General features: G+C 69.6%; 14 protein-coding genes and 1 riboswitch. Of the genes, 11 read left to right on the top strand and 3 right to left on the bottom strand.

What is annotated here, in order from left to right; all coding sequences use genetic code 11:
* The first annotated feature begins 1 nt into the window (after position 1).
* A complete protein-coding gene (locus tag ACQEVJ_RS03365; RefSeq protein ID WP_433097024.1) occupies positions 2-1,033 on the top strand; it encodes an ABC transporter ATP-binding protein in 1,032 nt (343 codons plus the stop codon).
* Complete coding sequence (locus tag ACQEVJ_RS03370; protein WP_433097026.1) at positions 1,017-2,033, top strand: ABC transporter ATP-binding protein; 1,017 nt, start codon at positions 1,017-1,019, stop codon at positions 2,031-2,033. The genes ACQEVJ_RS03365 and ACQEVJ_RS03370 overlap by 17 nt, the downstream gene beginning before the upstream one ends.
* Before the next feature lie 11 nt (positions 2,034-2,044).
* On the opposite strand, the gene ACQEVJ_RS03375 is transcribed toward ACQEVJ_RS03370, so the two are convergent.
* The gene (locus ACQEVJ_RS03375) at positions 2,045-2,851 is read right to left on the bottom strand and encodes an SAM hydrolase/SAM-dependent halogenase family protein (RefSeq protein ID WP_433097028.1); all 807 of its coding nucleotides are present in this window, start codon (positions 2,849-2,851) and stop codon (positions 2,045-2,047) included.
* A 106-nt stretch (positions 2,852-2,957) separates the two neighbouring features.
* On the opposite strand from ACQEVJ_RS03375, the gene ACQEVJ_RS03380 reads away from it, so the two are divergent.
* The 4 genes from ACQEVJ_RS03380 to ACQEVJ_RS03395 all read left to right on the top strand — a co-directional run bounded on the left by ACQEVJ_RS03380 (position 2,958) and on the right by ACQEVJ_RS03395 (position 5,438).
* Positions 2,958-3,239: a DUF3263 domain-containing protein gene (locus ACQEVJ_RS03380; RefSeq protein ID WP_433097030.1), complete on the top strand. Its 282-nt coding sequence runs from the start codon at positions 2,958-2,960 to the stop codon at positions 3,237-3,239.
* Between the two features lie 94 nt (positions 3,240-3,333).
* Positions 3,334-4,155 (top strand): trehalose-phosphatase, encoded by an 822-nt coding sequence (gene otsB, locus ACQEVJ_RS03385; protein WP_433097032.1) that lies wholly within the window; start codon positions 3,334-3,336, stop codon positions 4,153-4,155.
* Positions 4,156-4,165: 10 nt separating this feature from the next.
* The gene (locus ACQEVJ_RS03390; protein ID WP_433097034.1) at positions 4,166-4,765 is read left to right on the top strand and encodes a hypothetical protein; all 600 of its coding nucleotides are present in this window, start codon (positions 4,166-4,168) and stop codon (positions 4,763-4,765) included.
* Positions 4,766-4,838: 73 nt separating this feature from the next.
* Positions 4,839-5,438 carry a hypothetical protein gene (locus ACQEVJ_RS03395; protein WP_433097036.1) on the top strand — a complete coding sequence of 200 codons (600 nt, stop codon included), beginning with the start codon at positions 4,839-4,841 and terminating at the stop codon, positions 5,436-5,438.
* 13 nt (positions 5,439-5,451) lie between these two features.
* Here the strand turns inward: ACQEVJ_RS03395 and ACQEVJ_RS03400 are convergent, their stop codons facing one another.
* Together ACQEVJ_RS03400 and ACQEVJ_RS03405 are read right to left on the bottom strand one after the other, a co-directional pair.
* Positions 5,452-6,609 carry an MFS transporter gene (locus tag ACQEVJ_RS03400; RefSeq protein ID WP_433097038.1) on the bottom strand — a complete coding sequence of 386 codons (1,158 nt, stop codon included), beginning with the start codon at positions 6,607-6,609 and terminating at the stop codon, positions 5,452-5,454.
* A gap of 111 nt (positions 6,610-6,720) precedes the next feature.
* Positions 6,721-8,145 (bottom strand): alpha,alpha-trehalose-phosphate synthase (UDP-forming), encoded by a 1,425-nt coding sequence (locus tag ACQEVJ_RS03405; protein ID WP_433097040.1) that lies wholly within the window; start codon positions 8,143-8,145, stop codon positions 6,721-6,723.
* A gap of 103 nt (positions 8,146-8,248) precedes the next feature.
* On the opposite strand from ACQEVJ_RS03405, the gene ACQEVJ_RS03410 reads away from it, so the two are divergent.
* The 5 genes from ACQEVJ_RS03410 to groL all read left to right on the top strand — a co-directional run bounded on the left by ACQEVJ_RS03410 (position 8,249) and on the right by groL (position 13,099).
* Positions 8,249-8,800 carry an RNA polymerase sigma factor gene (locus ACQEVJ_RS03410; RefSeq protein ID WP_433097042.1) on the top strand — a complete coding sequence of 184 codons (552 nt, stop codon included), beginning with the start codon at positions 8,249-8,251 and terminating at the stop codon, positions 8,798-8,800.
* A gap of 96 nt (positions 8,801-8,896) precedes the next feature.
* Positions 8,897-9,036: riboswitch (SAM riboswitch) on the top strand.
* A 14-nt stretch (positions 9,037-9,050) separates the two neighbouring features.
* A complete protein-coding gene (gene thrC / locus ACQEVJ_RS03415) occupies positions 9,051-10,325 on the top strand; it encodes a threonine synthase (protein ID WP_433097044.1) in 1,275 nt (424 codons plus the stop codon).
* A gap of 45 nt (positions 10,326-10,370) precedes the next feature.
* Positions 10,371-10,646: a MoaD/ThiS family protein gene (locus tag ACQEVJ_RS03420; protein ID WP_030509193.1), complete on the top strand. Its 276-nt coding sequence runs from the start codon at positions 10,371-10,373 to the stop codon at positions 10,644-10,646.
* Between the two features lie 256 nt (positions 10,647-10,902).
* Positions 10,903-11,103: a cold-shock protein gene (locus ACQEVJ_RS03425; RefSeq protein WP_030509192.1), complete on the top strand. Its 201-nt coding sequence runs from the start codon at positions 10,903-10,905 to the stop codon at positions 11,101-11,103.
* Between the two features lie 373 nt (positions 11,104-11,476).
* Positions 11,477-13,099, top strand: coding sequence for a chaperonin GroEL (gene groL / locus ACQEVJ_RS03430; RefSeq protein ID WP_433097047.1), 1,623 nt, complete (start codon positions 11,477-11,479; stop codon positions 13,097-13,099).

Raw genomic sequence — 13,099 nt, forward strand, 5'->3', positions numbered from 1 at the left:
AGTGACGGAAGTGCTTTCCGAGCAGGTGGGCAGAGGCTCCCACAGCGGCGCCCTGCTGGAGGTGGACGACCTCCACGTCGAGTTCCGCACCCGGGCGGGCGTGGCCAAGGCCGTCAACGGCGTGACCTACAGCGTGGACGCCGGCGAGACGCTCGCCGTGCTGGGCGAGTCGGGCTCGGGCAAGAGCGTCACCGCCCAGACCATCATGGGCATCCTCGACATGCCCCCGGGGAAGATCACCGGGGGCGAGATCCGCTTCCGGGGCGTCGACCTGCTCAAGCTCCCGGAGGACCAGCGCAGGAAGATCCGCGGGGAGGGCATCTCCATGGTCTTCCAGGACGCGCTGTCCGCGCTGAACCCGGTCTTCCCTGTCGGCTGGCAGATCGCCGAGATGTTCCGCATGCACCGCGGCACGTCGCGGGCGGAGGCCAAGAAGAAGGCCATCGAGCTGATGGACCGGGTCAGGATCCCGGCCGCCAAGGATCGGGTCAACGACTTCCCGCACCAGTTCTCCGGCGGCATGCGTCAGCGCATCATGATCGCCATGGCGATCGCGCTCGACCCGGAGATCCTGATCGCGGACGAGCCGACCACCGCGCTCGACGTGACCGTCCAGGCACAGATCATGGGTCTGCTCGCGGAGCTGCAGCGCGACAGCAACATGGGCCTGATCCTGATCACCCACGACCTCGGCGTCGTCGCCGACGTCGCGGACAAGATCGCGGTCATGTACGGCGGGCGCATCGTCGAGAACGCCCCGGTGCACGACCTGTACAAGAACCCGGCCCACCCCTACTCGAAGGGGCTGCTGGAGTCCATCCCCCGGGTGGACCAAAAGGGCCAGGAGCTCTACGCGATCAAGGGCCTGCCGCCCAACCTGCTGGAGATGCCGACGGGCTGCGCCTTCCACCCGCGGTGCCCGTACCGGCGGGACAACTGCGTGACCGACGCGCCCCCGCTGTACACGATCAGTGGTACCCGCGGCAGCGCCTGCCACTACTGGAGGGAGGTCATCGATGAAGAAGAACGCTGAGTCGATCCTCGAAGTCCGCGACCTGGTCAAGCACTTCCCGCTCACTCAGGGCATCGTCGTCAAGCGGCAGATCGGCGCGATCAAGGCCGTGGACGGGGTCTCCTTCGACCTGCACCGGGGTGAGACGCTCGGGATCGTCGGCGAGTCGGGCTGCGGCAAGTCCACCCTGGCCAAGCTGCTGATGGCGCTGGAGCGGCCGACGTCGGGCTCCGTGCGCGTCCACGGCAGGGACATCGCCACGGCCAGGGGCGCCGAGCTCAAGCGGATGCGCCGCAACATCCAGATGGTGATGCAGGACCCCTACACCTCGCTGAACCCGCGGATGACCGTCGGCGACATCGTGGGGGAGCCGTTCGAGATCCACTCGGACGTCGTGCCGAAGGGCGGCAGGCGGCGCCGGGTGCAGGAGCTGCTGGAGGTGGTCGGCCTCAACCCCGACCACATCAACCGCTATCCGCACCAGTTCTCCGGTGGTCAGCGTCAGCGCATCGGCATCGCCCGGGGTCTGGCGCTCCAGCCTGAGATCATCATCTGCGACGAGCCGGTCTCCGCGCTCGACGTGTCGATCCAGGCCCAGGTCATGAACCTGCTGGAGCGGCTGCAGAACGAGTTCGACCTCGCCTACATCTTCATCGCGCACGACCTGTCGGTGGTCCGCCACATCTCCGACCGGGTCGCGGTGATGTACCTCGGCAAGATCGTCGAGCTGGGCAGCGACGCCGATATCTACGACGGCCCGACGCATCCGTACACGCAGGCGCTGCTGTCGGCCGTGCCGGTGCCCGATCCCGAGGGCCGGGAGACCCGTCAGCGGATCATCCTGCAGGGCGACCCGCCCTCGCCGGCCAACCCGCCCTCGGGCTGCCACTTCCGGACGCGGTGCTGGAAGGCGCAGGACATCTGCGCCGAGCAGGCGCCCGCGCTGGAGGCGCGCCCGGGCAGCGACCACCCCAGCGCCTGCCACTTCGCGGAGGTCCGCGACGTGGTGAACGCCCAGTAGGACCGGCCGGGTCAGCGCCCGGGCGACAGCCGTACGTGCGCGCCCGGGGGCAGACCCAGGCGGTCGGCGGCGTCCCCGGCGTTGATCGCCATCGCGACCAGGCCGGCGGAGTCGGCGAACGCCACCAGGTCGCCGGGCGGCACGGCGGTGAACGTCTCCCGGAACGGCACGGAGACCTGGCGGCGCCCGAGCCAGACGGCGATGGTGTCGCCGAGCCGTACGCCGAGCTCGGCCAGGTCGGAGGCGGTGATCGACAACTGGACGTTGCCGTGCCTGTCCACCGACAGCACCTCGCCCTCGGCCGCGCCGTCCCGCAACCGGCAGGTCGGCGCGGGCAGGGTCACCAGGCGGTCCACCGGCATCGGCGGCCCCACATCGGCGGCCGTACGTCCGGTGCACAGGTGGGCGGCCACCGGGGCGAACAGGTCCCGTCCCGGGAAGGTCGGAGAGACGTTCGCCAGGAACAGGTCCTTGTTCGTTATCTCGTAGGCGGCCTCGGCGCCCCCCGCGGCGCGGACGGCCCACGACAGGACGCCGTTGTCCGGGCCGAGGAACACCCGTCCCCCCGCCTCCACGGCGACCGCGCGGCGGTTCACTCCCACGGCGGGATCGACGACCGCGAGGTGGACGCCGGCCGGCAGGTAGGGCAGGGTCTGCGCGAGGATGGCCGCGCCGCGCCGTACGTCCCCAGCGGGGACGAGATGACCCACGTCGATGATCCGAGCCTGCGGAGCGATGCCCGCGATCACGCCGTGGCACGCGGCGACGAACCCGTCCTCCAGCCCGTAGTCGGTCAGAAGCGTGATTACAGAGCTCACACCACGTGACATTACGTCCGTCCTGCCCGGCCTGAACACCCCGGGTTCGTCTGCCGGGCTTGGCATTACCATGGGACGGGCCCGCGAGCCGATCGAGGAGGAGCGGATGGACACCGAACCGGCCGGCGGCGAAGGGCTCGACCTCTCGGACCGCGACCGCGAGATGCTGGCGTTCGAGCGCCAGTGGTGGCGTTACGCGGGCGCCAAGGAGCAGGCGATCAGGGAGGCCTTCGGCATCTCCGCGACCCGGTACTACCAGTTACTCGGGGAACTCATCGACCGGCCTGAGGCGCTGGAGCACGACCCCATGCTCGTCAAGCGGCTGCGCCGGATGAGGGCCGGCCGGCGGCGCGACCGCTCGGCCCGCCGCTTCGGACTGAACTCCTGATTCCCGTCGGTTTCTCCCATCGCATGCATGAGCCCCGCTCCCGGGGCATGAGGTCGTCGAGGCGTACGCACGTGACCCCCTTCGGAGTGAGGACATGACCCTGCCCGCGCACGCAGGACTCGACGCGATCGCCGCCGATCCGGCCGGCGCCGTGATCGGGCTCGACTACGACGGCACGCTCTCCCCGATCGTGCCCGACCCCGCCGCCGCCCGGGTGCATCCCGGCGTGCCCGGCGTGCTGGCCGCCCTCGCCCCGCTGGTGCGTGCCGTCGTGATCGTAACCGGCCGCCCGCCGCGTACGGCGCTCGCCCTCGGCGAGGTCCCCGGCGGACCGTCCCTCGCCGACGTGCCCGGCCTGGTGATCCTCGGCCACTACGGACTGGAACGCTGGGAGGACGGCCGCCTGACGGCCCCGCCACCGCCTCCCGGGCTCGACCTGGTCCGCGCCCGGCTGCCCCAGCTCCTGGGGGGCCTCGACGGTGTGTGGATCGAGGACAAGGACCGGGCCGTCGCCGTGCACACCCGGCGGTGCGCCGACCCCGCGGGGGCGCTCGAGGCGCTGCGCGGGCCGGTCGCGGCGCTGGCCGAGGAGGCCGGGCTGGCGGTCGAGCCGGGCCGCATGGTGCTGGAGCTGCGGCCGGCCGGAATGGACAAGGGACAGGCCCTGTCGGCCTTCCTCGCCGAGCGGGACGCCCGCTCGGTCATGTTCGTCGGCGACGACCTGGGGGACCTCGCCGCCTTCGACGCGGTCGAGTCGGCCGGGATCCCCGGCGTACGGGTGTGCAGTGGCTCCACGGAGGTGACCGCCCTGGCGGAGCGCGCCGACGTGGTGGTGGACGGGCCCGACGGTGTCGTGGCCTTCCTCGGCGACCTCGTGGCGAGGCTCGGCAAGCCGTCTGCAAGCGGCCGGGCGTAACGTCCGGGGCATGAGGAAGACGATCTCGGCTGCGGCGGCCGGCCTGGCCGTGCTGGCGGCGTCCCTGGCGGCTCCGGCGGCGGCGTTCGCGAACGACAGCGCGGCCACCAAGCCGCTGCACCTGCGCAAGGGCCTGACTCTCAGGATCCCGTCGTCCTGGAAGGTCGACGACAGTCGCAAGGACTGGCTGCGGGTCATCACCGGTTCGTGCCCGACCGAGGGCACCGACACGTACGGCTTCCGCGACTCGGGATGCCACAGCTTCTGGGTCATGGGGCCCAAGGCCATCAAGGTCGGCCACGAACTGTTCCGGCAGTACACGCCGGACGGCCAGTTCTACCCGGCTACCGACGTCGGGCCCTGCCCGATCAAGAAGAACCTCTACATGGGCCAGAGCAAGCTCGCCGAGAAGGGGCTGCGGCAGGTCGGGCCGGGGCACAAGGCGTACTACCGCGACTGGGCGGGGACCTGCGTGACCATGAGCTCGTACAAGGTGAAGGCGCACTACAACCAGCGCGAGTGGTTCCTGCCGACGTCGAAGATCCTCGTGATCGACCAGTGGGGGACCCCAGGCCTGAGCACGATCCTCAAGAACGCGACCTGGAACTGACGCAGCGTTCGGGCGATCCCTTGGATATCGGGCCGCAAGTCGTCCGCAAGTGACCGCGCCTAGTGTGCCGGACATGTTCAGAAAGACGATCTCGGCCGCGGCGGCCGGCCTGGCCGTGCTGGCGGCCACCCTGACGGCTCCGGCGGCGGCGTTCGCGAGCGAAAGCGGCGGCACCAAGCAGGTCCACCTGCGCAACGGCCTGACCCTCACGATCCCCGCGTCGTGGAAGGTGGCCAAGGACGACAAGGACTGGGTCCGCGTCATCACCGGCTCGTGCCCCACCTACGGCACCGAGGACTTCGGTTTCCGCGACTGGGGGTGCCACAGCTTCTGGGTGCTGGGCCCGAAGGCGCTCAAGATCGGGCTCCGCACGTTCCAGGCGTACAAGTCGAAGTACGGCTACGACCCCGCGACCGACGTCAGCATCTGTCCCAAGAGCTACAAGCTGTACAAGGGCGAGTGGAAGGTCGCGGACAAGGGGCTGCGGCAGGTCGGGCCCGGCCACCAGGCGGACTACCACAAGTGGGCGGCGACCTGCGTCGACAAGAAGTGGCGGGTGAAGCTGCACTACAACCAGCGCGAGTGGTATCTGCCCACGTCGAAGATCCTGGTCCTCGACCAGTGGGACCACCCGGAGCTGAACGCGATCCTCAAGAACGCGACCTGGAACTGACCGGCCCGGGTTCTCAGGAACGCGATCTGGAAGCGGCCATTCCGCCCGCGGCCATCGCGATCAGGGCGGGCGCGAGCAGGAACGCCGTGTGCGTACCGAAGCCGTCGCCCAGCGCGCCGAGTACGAACGGCCCGCTGCCCGAGCCCACGCCCGCCCAGATCGAGGCCGTGCCCGACGCCTGGTCCGGCCGGCCTCCCGACACCTCGATCATGCGCGTGAGGCCCATGGGGAACTGGACCGAGATGCCGAGCCCGCTGAGCGCGAGCCCGGCGTAGCAGACCGGCGCCGAGGTCCCGGCCCAGAACAGCGCCCAGCCCGCCAGGGTCACCCCGAGCGAGCCCAGCAGCACCGACCCCGGCGCGAAGCGCAGGGCCAGCCGGGCGCCGCCGAACCGGCCCACGGCCATGCCGGTCAGCATCGCGGTCAGCCCTGTCGCCGCCACACCGGGCGACAGCCCGGTCCGCTGGGAAAGCAGTTCGGCGGCCCACAGGTTGAAGGCGAACTCCAGGGCCACGCAGCACAGCAGGACCACCCCGGCGACGTGGAAGCGCCAGCCGTACGGGACCCTGGAAGAGGTCATGGGCGACGGCGGCGGGGCGGGCAACGGCGTCACCCAGACCCGGCCCATGAGCAGGGCCAGCAGGAGCGTGGAGGCCACCGGCACGAACAGCGCGGGCCGCCAGCCGACCGGCGACTCGGCCACCACGCTGAAGACGTAGGTGGTGGCGATTCCGGCGGTGACGCCGACCGCGTTGGCCTCGCTGATGACGGCCGCCCCTGCCGGGCCGTGGTGGTCGCTGAGCACCGCCATCATCACGTACAGGGCCGTCGAACCGCAGCCGCCGGCGAGCGTGAAACCGGTCAGTGTGAACGGGAGCGCGTGCCCGAACGCGACGAGGAGCACCCCGGCGTTCATCCCGGTCAAACCGGCCCAGGTGACGACGCGGCGCCCGAACCGCCTGGTGAGCGCGGGCAGGGCCAGCCCGCCGGCGATGCCGCCGACTGCCATCCCGGTGCCGTGCAGCCCGGCGACGGCCTGGGAAACGCCGAGCTCGGCGCGCAGGAGCGGCAGGGCGGCCGACAAGCCGTACAGGTAGGTGGCGAAGGTGGCGAGCTGGAGATAGATCAACCAGGTGGGGCTGTCCCTGGTGACCTTTATGTTGCGGTCCAAAACCAGGCAAGGGTAGCGCAACAGATCATCCGCGACGAGAGCCGATCGCCCGGCGGCGACCCGGTTCAGGGCAGTGCGGCGACCCGGTTCAGGGCAGTGCGGCGACCCGGTTCAGGGCAGTGCGGCGAGCTGGTCCTCGAACCAGCGCTGGGGCGGCAGGGCGGTGGCGGCCTCCCGCAGCCGCAGGCCGCGCGTGAGACGCTCCTGCTCCGGCAGCGTCAGCGCCTCGTGCAGCGCCGCCGCCGTGCCCGACACGTCGTAGGGGTTGACGAGCAGGGAGTCGGCCCCCAGCTCGGCCGCCGCCCCCGCCTCGCGGGACAGCACCAGCGCGCACCGGGGCGACAGGATCGGGCCCTCCTTGGCCACCAGGTTCATGCCGTCCCTGATCGGGTTGACGAGCAGGACGTCGGCCAGCCGGTAGGCGGCCAGCGAGCGCGGGTAGTCGTCGTTCACGTTGAGGATCAGCGGGTCCCAGTCCTCGGTCGCGTACTCGTCCTCGATCTCCTTGGCGCAGCGCTGCACGGCCGCCGTGTACTCGCGGTACTCCGGCAGGTCGTGCCTGGAGGGGTAGGCGAACGCGAGGTGGACGACCCTGCCGTGCCATTCGGGATGGGCGGCGAGGAACTCCTGGTAGGCCCGCAGGCCGCGCACGATGTTCTTGGACAGCTCGGTGCGGTCGATGCGCACGATCAGCTTGCGGTCGCCCACGAGGTCCCTGATCACGGTCATGTGCGACTCGACGTCCGGCTCGGCCGCCCGGGCCAGCAGCGCCTCGCCGTCCACGCCGAGCGGGTGTACGCCGATCCGGGTGGTCCGCCCGTCGTACGTCACCGTACGGGCGGCCTGGTCCACCCGGGCCCCGAGCAGCGTTTCGCAGCAGTCCATGAAGGCGCGGGCCCAGCGCGCGGTGAGGAATCCGGCGTGGTCGGCGCCGAGGATGCCGGTCAGCACCTCCGCCACGACGTCCTCGGGCAGCAGCGCGAAGTATTCGGGCGGCGCCCAGGGCGTGTGCGAGAAGTGGGCGATGCGCAGGTCGGGCCGCTCGACCCGGAGCATCGCCGGGGTCAGCGTCAGGTGGTAGTCCTGCACCATGACGCGCGCCCGGTGCGCCGCCTCCTCGGCGAGGGCCAGCGCGAAGGCGCCGTTGTACGTGCGATACGACTCCCACTCGCGGCGAAACCGCGTGCCGAACTCGGGGGCGAAGGGCATGTTGTAAAGCAGGTGGTTGACGAACCAGAGGGTCGAGTTGGCCACGGCGTTGTAGGCCCGGTGGAAGACCGCGGGCGGGATGTCCAGCATGCGGATCGGACCCGTCTCGAAGGCCCGGTCGAGCCGTCCGCCGGGCGCCTGGCGCACCGCGCCCCGGTCGCCGTCCGACAGCGCCGCGCAGACCCACAGGACGTCGGTGCCCTTGACCACCTCGGACAGGCCGGAGACCAGCCCGCCCCCGCCCCTGCGCATGGTCAGGCCGCCGTCGTCCGACAGCGTGAAGGACACCGGGCCCCGGTTGGACGCGATGAGAATAGTGCTGCTCATCTTGGGATTCCCTCGATCAGAGCGGGCGCGCATGCCGGAAGATTAATAAAAGCCGACCTCCGTCAATAGGATGTCAACCGATCGCGGGAGGGCTGAATACGGCATGGCACTGGATGACACGACCGAGGAACTGGCCCGATCTGCTGCCCAGGGGGACCACCGCGCGCTCGGTGAACTGCTGCGGCGCATCGAGCCCGACGTGCTGCGGCATTGTGAGCGGCTTCTACCGTATCGGCAGGACGCCGAGGAGGCCGCGCAGGACACGCTGCTCGCCGTGGCGCGCAACATCGCCAGGTTCGAGGGGCGGGCCAAGTTCAGCACCTGGCTGCACATCGTGACGGTGAACTGCGCCAGGACCACCTATCGCACGCTCAAGCGGCGCTCGTCCGAGCAGGCGGAGGAACTGCCCGAGCAGCGGCCCGATCCCCGGCGGGTCAGCGTCATCGCCGGGTCGCGGCTCGACCTGCTCGACGCGATGGAGGCGCTGGAGGCCGAGAGGCCCGACCTCGCCCAGGCGCTCGTGCTGCGCGACATCTGCCAGCTCGACTACGCGGAGGTGGCCGACCAGCTGAAGATCCCCCTCGGGACGGTCAAGTCCCGTATCCACCAGGCGCGCAAGTACGTGCAGAGCGCCCTCGGCGAGGCGTACAGCTGATACGAATCGTCTCGCGATGTGAGACGTCGGAACGGACACCGGGGACGCCGGGGTACAGTGCTAGGGACCTTCTCGCGAAGGTCCCACAACTGAACATGCTCATCCAGAGGGGTGGAGGGACCGGCCCTGCGAAGCCCCGGCAACCTTCCCGGAGTCGAACTCGTGCCCACGAGGCCCGGCCGGGACAGGTGCCAATTCCGGCTCGCGGCCAGGGTGGTCGCGAGCGAAGATGAGGGAAAGGCCTCGCTTCATGGCGCACACCAGCACTGCCGTCAACCCCGCCGCGAACACCGTCGAGTTCGGCCCCGCCACCGGTCTTTCGTGTCGCGAATGTGGCGCTCTTTACGACCTCGGCCCGATTTTCGCCTGTACGGAGTGTTTCGGCCCCCTTGAGGTGGCATACGACTTCGGCGAGGTTCGCCGGGAGGACATCGAGTCCGGCCCGACGAACATCTGGCGATACCGCGCCCTGCTCCCCGTTCCCGCCGGCGTGGCGGCCAAGCCCAACCTCCAGCCCGGCTGGACCAAGCTCGTGAAGGCCGACAGGCTGGCGGCCGAGCTGGGCCTGCGGTCGCTTCACGTCAAGGACGACTCCGGCAACCCGACCCACTCCTTCAAGGACCGGGTCGTCGCGATCGCGGTCGAGGCCGCGCGCAACTTCGGATTCCACACCCTGTCGTGCTCCTCCACCGGCAACCTCGCCGGTGCGGTGGGCGCGGCCGCCGCCCGGGCCGGGTTGGACTCCTGCGTGTTCATCCCCGCCGACCTGGAGCCGGCCAAGGTCACCATGGCCGCCGTGTACGGCGGACGCCTGGTCGCCATCGAGGGCACCTACGACGAGGTCAACCGGTTCTGCTCCGAGCTCATCGGCGACGAGCTGGGCGAGAAGTGGGGCTTCGTCAACGTCAACCTCCGGCCCTTCTACGCCGAGGGCTCCAAGACGCTGGCGTACGAGATCGCCGAGCAGCTCGGCTGGCGGCTGCCCGACCAGATCGTCATCCCGGTGGCATCCGGCTCGCAGCTCACCAAGATCGACAAGGGCTTCCGCGAGCTGATCAAGCTGGGCCTGGTCGAGGAGCGGCCCTACCGGATCTTCGGGGCGCAGGCCGAGGGCTGCTCGCCGGTCTCCCAGGCGTTCAAGGCCGGGCAGGACGTGGTGCAGCCGGTGCGGCCCGACACCATCGCCAAGTCCCTGGCGATCGGCAACCCGGCGGACGGGCCGTACGTGCTCGACATCGCCCGGCGGACGGGCGGCGCTGTGGAGGACGTGAACGACCAGGAGGTGGTCGAGGCGATCCGCCTGCTGGCCAGGACCGAGGGCGTCTTCGCCGAGACCGCGGGCGGCGTCACGGTCGGCGTGCTGCGCAAACTGGTGCGCGAGGGCCGCCTCGACCCCGACGCCGAGACCGTGGTGCTGAACACCGGCGACGGGCTCAAGACGCTCGACGCGGTGGCCGAGCACGCCCGCCCCACCGCCGTCATCCGTCCCTCTCTCGACGCGTTCCGTGCGGCATTCGCCAACTGAAAGCGTTTCAAAAGGCCCATCGGCAGTAACGAAAGCGAGCGAACAATGAGCGTTTCCGTGCGGATTCCGACGATTCTCCGGACGTACACCAACGGAGCCGCGGAGGTGAGCGGCGAGGGGGGAACACTCCGCGAGGTCCTGCAGAAGCTGGACGCGGACTACCCCGGCATCGGCGGGCGCATCCTGGACGAGACGGGTAAGATTCGGCGTTTTGTCAACGTCTACGTCGGGGAAGAGGACGTCCGATTCGCCGACGGTCTGGACACCGCCACGCCGGACGGGGTGCAGATTTCGGTCATCCCCGCCGTCGCAGGAGGCTGAGCCGCCGCGCCGGGGCCGAGCACCTGACATGCGCTTCTATCGGGGAAGAAGTCGTGCGGTGCCATGGCAAATGGTGCAGCTCTCAACTATTAAACAGCAAAGTGAATATTCTTCGATCCCGCTTTGAGCGAACGCCAAGTAGTAGTTTGCGGATTGACTCTGTTGTCCTACGCCTTGACACAGGTATGGTCGAGGACGATCGACAAAACCGGGGGCTTCTTGGGTGTGGTCCCCAGCCCAGCAAGAGGAGTCGGAAGTGGCGCAGGGCACCGTCAAATGGTTTAACGCGGACAAGGGCTACGGCTTCATCGCGGTAGACGGTGGTAAGGACGTGTTCGTCCATTACTCGGCAATCATGATGGACGGCTACAAGGCCCTCGAGCAGGGTCAGCGGGTTGAGTTCGACATCACGCAGGGTCAGAAGGGCCCGCAGGCGGAAGCCGTACGGGCCGTCTGATCCCGTCATCGACCTTGGAAGGCCCGGCGCACGGATCCCGAGTGCCGGGCCTTCCGCTTGCTGTATTTCCCGCTTCGCCATCGGGGCGCTCACGTCCGCCGGGTCGTGCCGGAGGCGCGCCCCGCAGGCTCGTCCGGTGTCTCCCGCTTCGTCATCGGATCGCTGGTCTGGACATAACGTCCAAGCTGGTCAGCACGGCTTCCGCTTGCACTCTCAGGGGTAGAGTGCTAAATACTTGTTTGGCACTCTGAGGTCGAGAGTGACAACAATCGGGATCGGGGCGATGGGGCCCGCGCAGGGATAGCGGGTCCAAGCCGTCGCGGGCGTCGGCTCGGTCCGTTGAAGACACCCTGCTACTGGGAGGTCTAGCCTAATGGCAGCCAAGATGATCGCGTTTGACGAGGACGCCCGGCGCGGTCTCGAGCGCGGGATGAACCAGCTCGCCGACGCCGTGAAGGTGACCCTCGGCCCCAAGGGCCGCAACGTCGTGCTGGAGAAGAAGTGGGGCGCCCCCACGATCACCAACGACGGTGTCTCCATCGCCAAGGAGATCGAGCTCGAGGACCCGTGGGAGAAGATCGGCGCCGAGCTCGTCAAGGAAGTCGCGAAGAAGACCGACGACGTCGCCGGTGACGGCACCACGACGGCCACCGTGCTCGCCCAGGCGCTGGTCCGCGAGGGTCTGCGCAACGTTGCCGCCGGCGCCAACCCGATGGCGCTGAAGAAGGGCATCGAGGCCGCCGTCGAGCGCGTCAGCGAGGAGCTGTCGAAGCTCGCCAAGGACGTGGAGACCAAGGAGCAGATCGCCTCCACCGCCTCCATCTCCGCCGCCGACACCGAGATCGGCGCCCTCATCGCCGAGGCGATGGACAAGGTGGGCAAGGAAGGCGTCATCACCGTCGAGGAGAGCAACACCTTCGGCCTGGAGCTGGAGCTCACCGAGGGCATGCGCTTCGACAAGGGCTACGTGTCCGGCTACTTCGTGACCGACCCCGAGCGCATGGAGGCGGTCTTCGAGGACCCGTACATCCTGATCGTCAACTCCAAGGTCTCGGCGAACAAGGACCTGCTGCCGCTGCTCGACAAGGTCGTGCAGTCCGGCAAGCCGCTGGTCATCATCGCCGAGGACGTCGAGGGCGAGGCCCTGGCCACCCTGGTGGTCAACAAGATCCGCGGTCTGTTCAAGTCCGTGGCCGTCAAGGCTCCGGGCTTCGGCGACCGCCGCAAGGCCATGCTGGGCGACATCGCCATCCTCGCCGGTGGCCAGGTCATCTCCGAGGAGGTCGGCCTCAAGCTCGAGAACGCCACCCTCGACCTGCTCGGCCGCGCCCGCAAGGTCGTCATCACCAAGGACGAGACCACGATCGTCGACGGCGCCGGTGACGCCGAGCAGATCGCCGGCCGGGTCAACGAGATCCGCGCCGAGATCGAGCGCACCGACTCCGACTACGACCGCGAGAAGCTCCAGGAGCGCCTCGCCAAGCTGGCCGGCGGCGTCGCCGTCATCAAGGCCGGCGCGGCCACCGAGGTCGAGCTCAAGGAGCGCAAGCACCGCATCGAGGACGCCGTCCGCAACGCGAAGGCCGCGGTCGAGGAGGGCATCGTCCCCGGCGGTGGCGTGGCCCTGCTGCAGGCCGGCGCCAACGCGTTCGACAAGCTCGAGGTCAACGGCGACGAGGCCACCGGTGCCGCGATCGTCCGCAAGGCCCTCGAGGAGCCGCTGAAGCAGATCGCCGTCAACGCCGGCCTCGAGGGCGGCGTCGTGGTGGAGAAGGTCCGCAACCTCCCGGCTGGTGAGGGCCTCAACGCCGCGACCGGCGAGTACGTCAACATGTTCGAGTCCGGCATCATCGACCCGGCCAAGGTCACCCGCTCGGCGCTGCAGAACGCGGCGTCCATCGCGGCGCTGTTCCTGACCACCGAGGCCGTCATCGCCGAGAAGCCCGAGAAGGAGAAGGCCCCCGCCATGCCCGGCGGCGGCGACATGGACTTCTGA

The sequence above is a fragment of the Microbispora sp. CA-102843 genome, assembly GCF_050936215.1.
In the GTDB taxonomy this organism is placed as follows: domain Bacteria; phylum Actinomycetota; class Actinomycetes; order Streptosporangiales; family Streptosporangiaceae; genus Microbispora.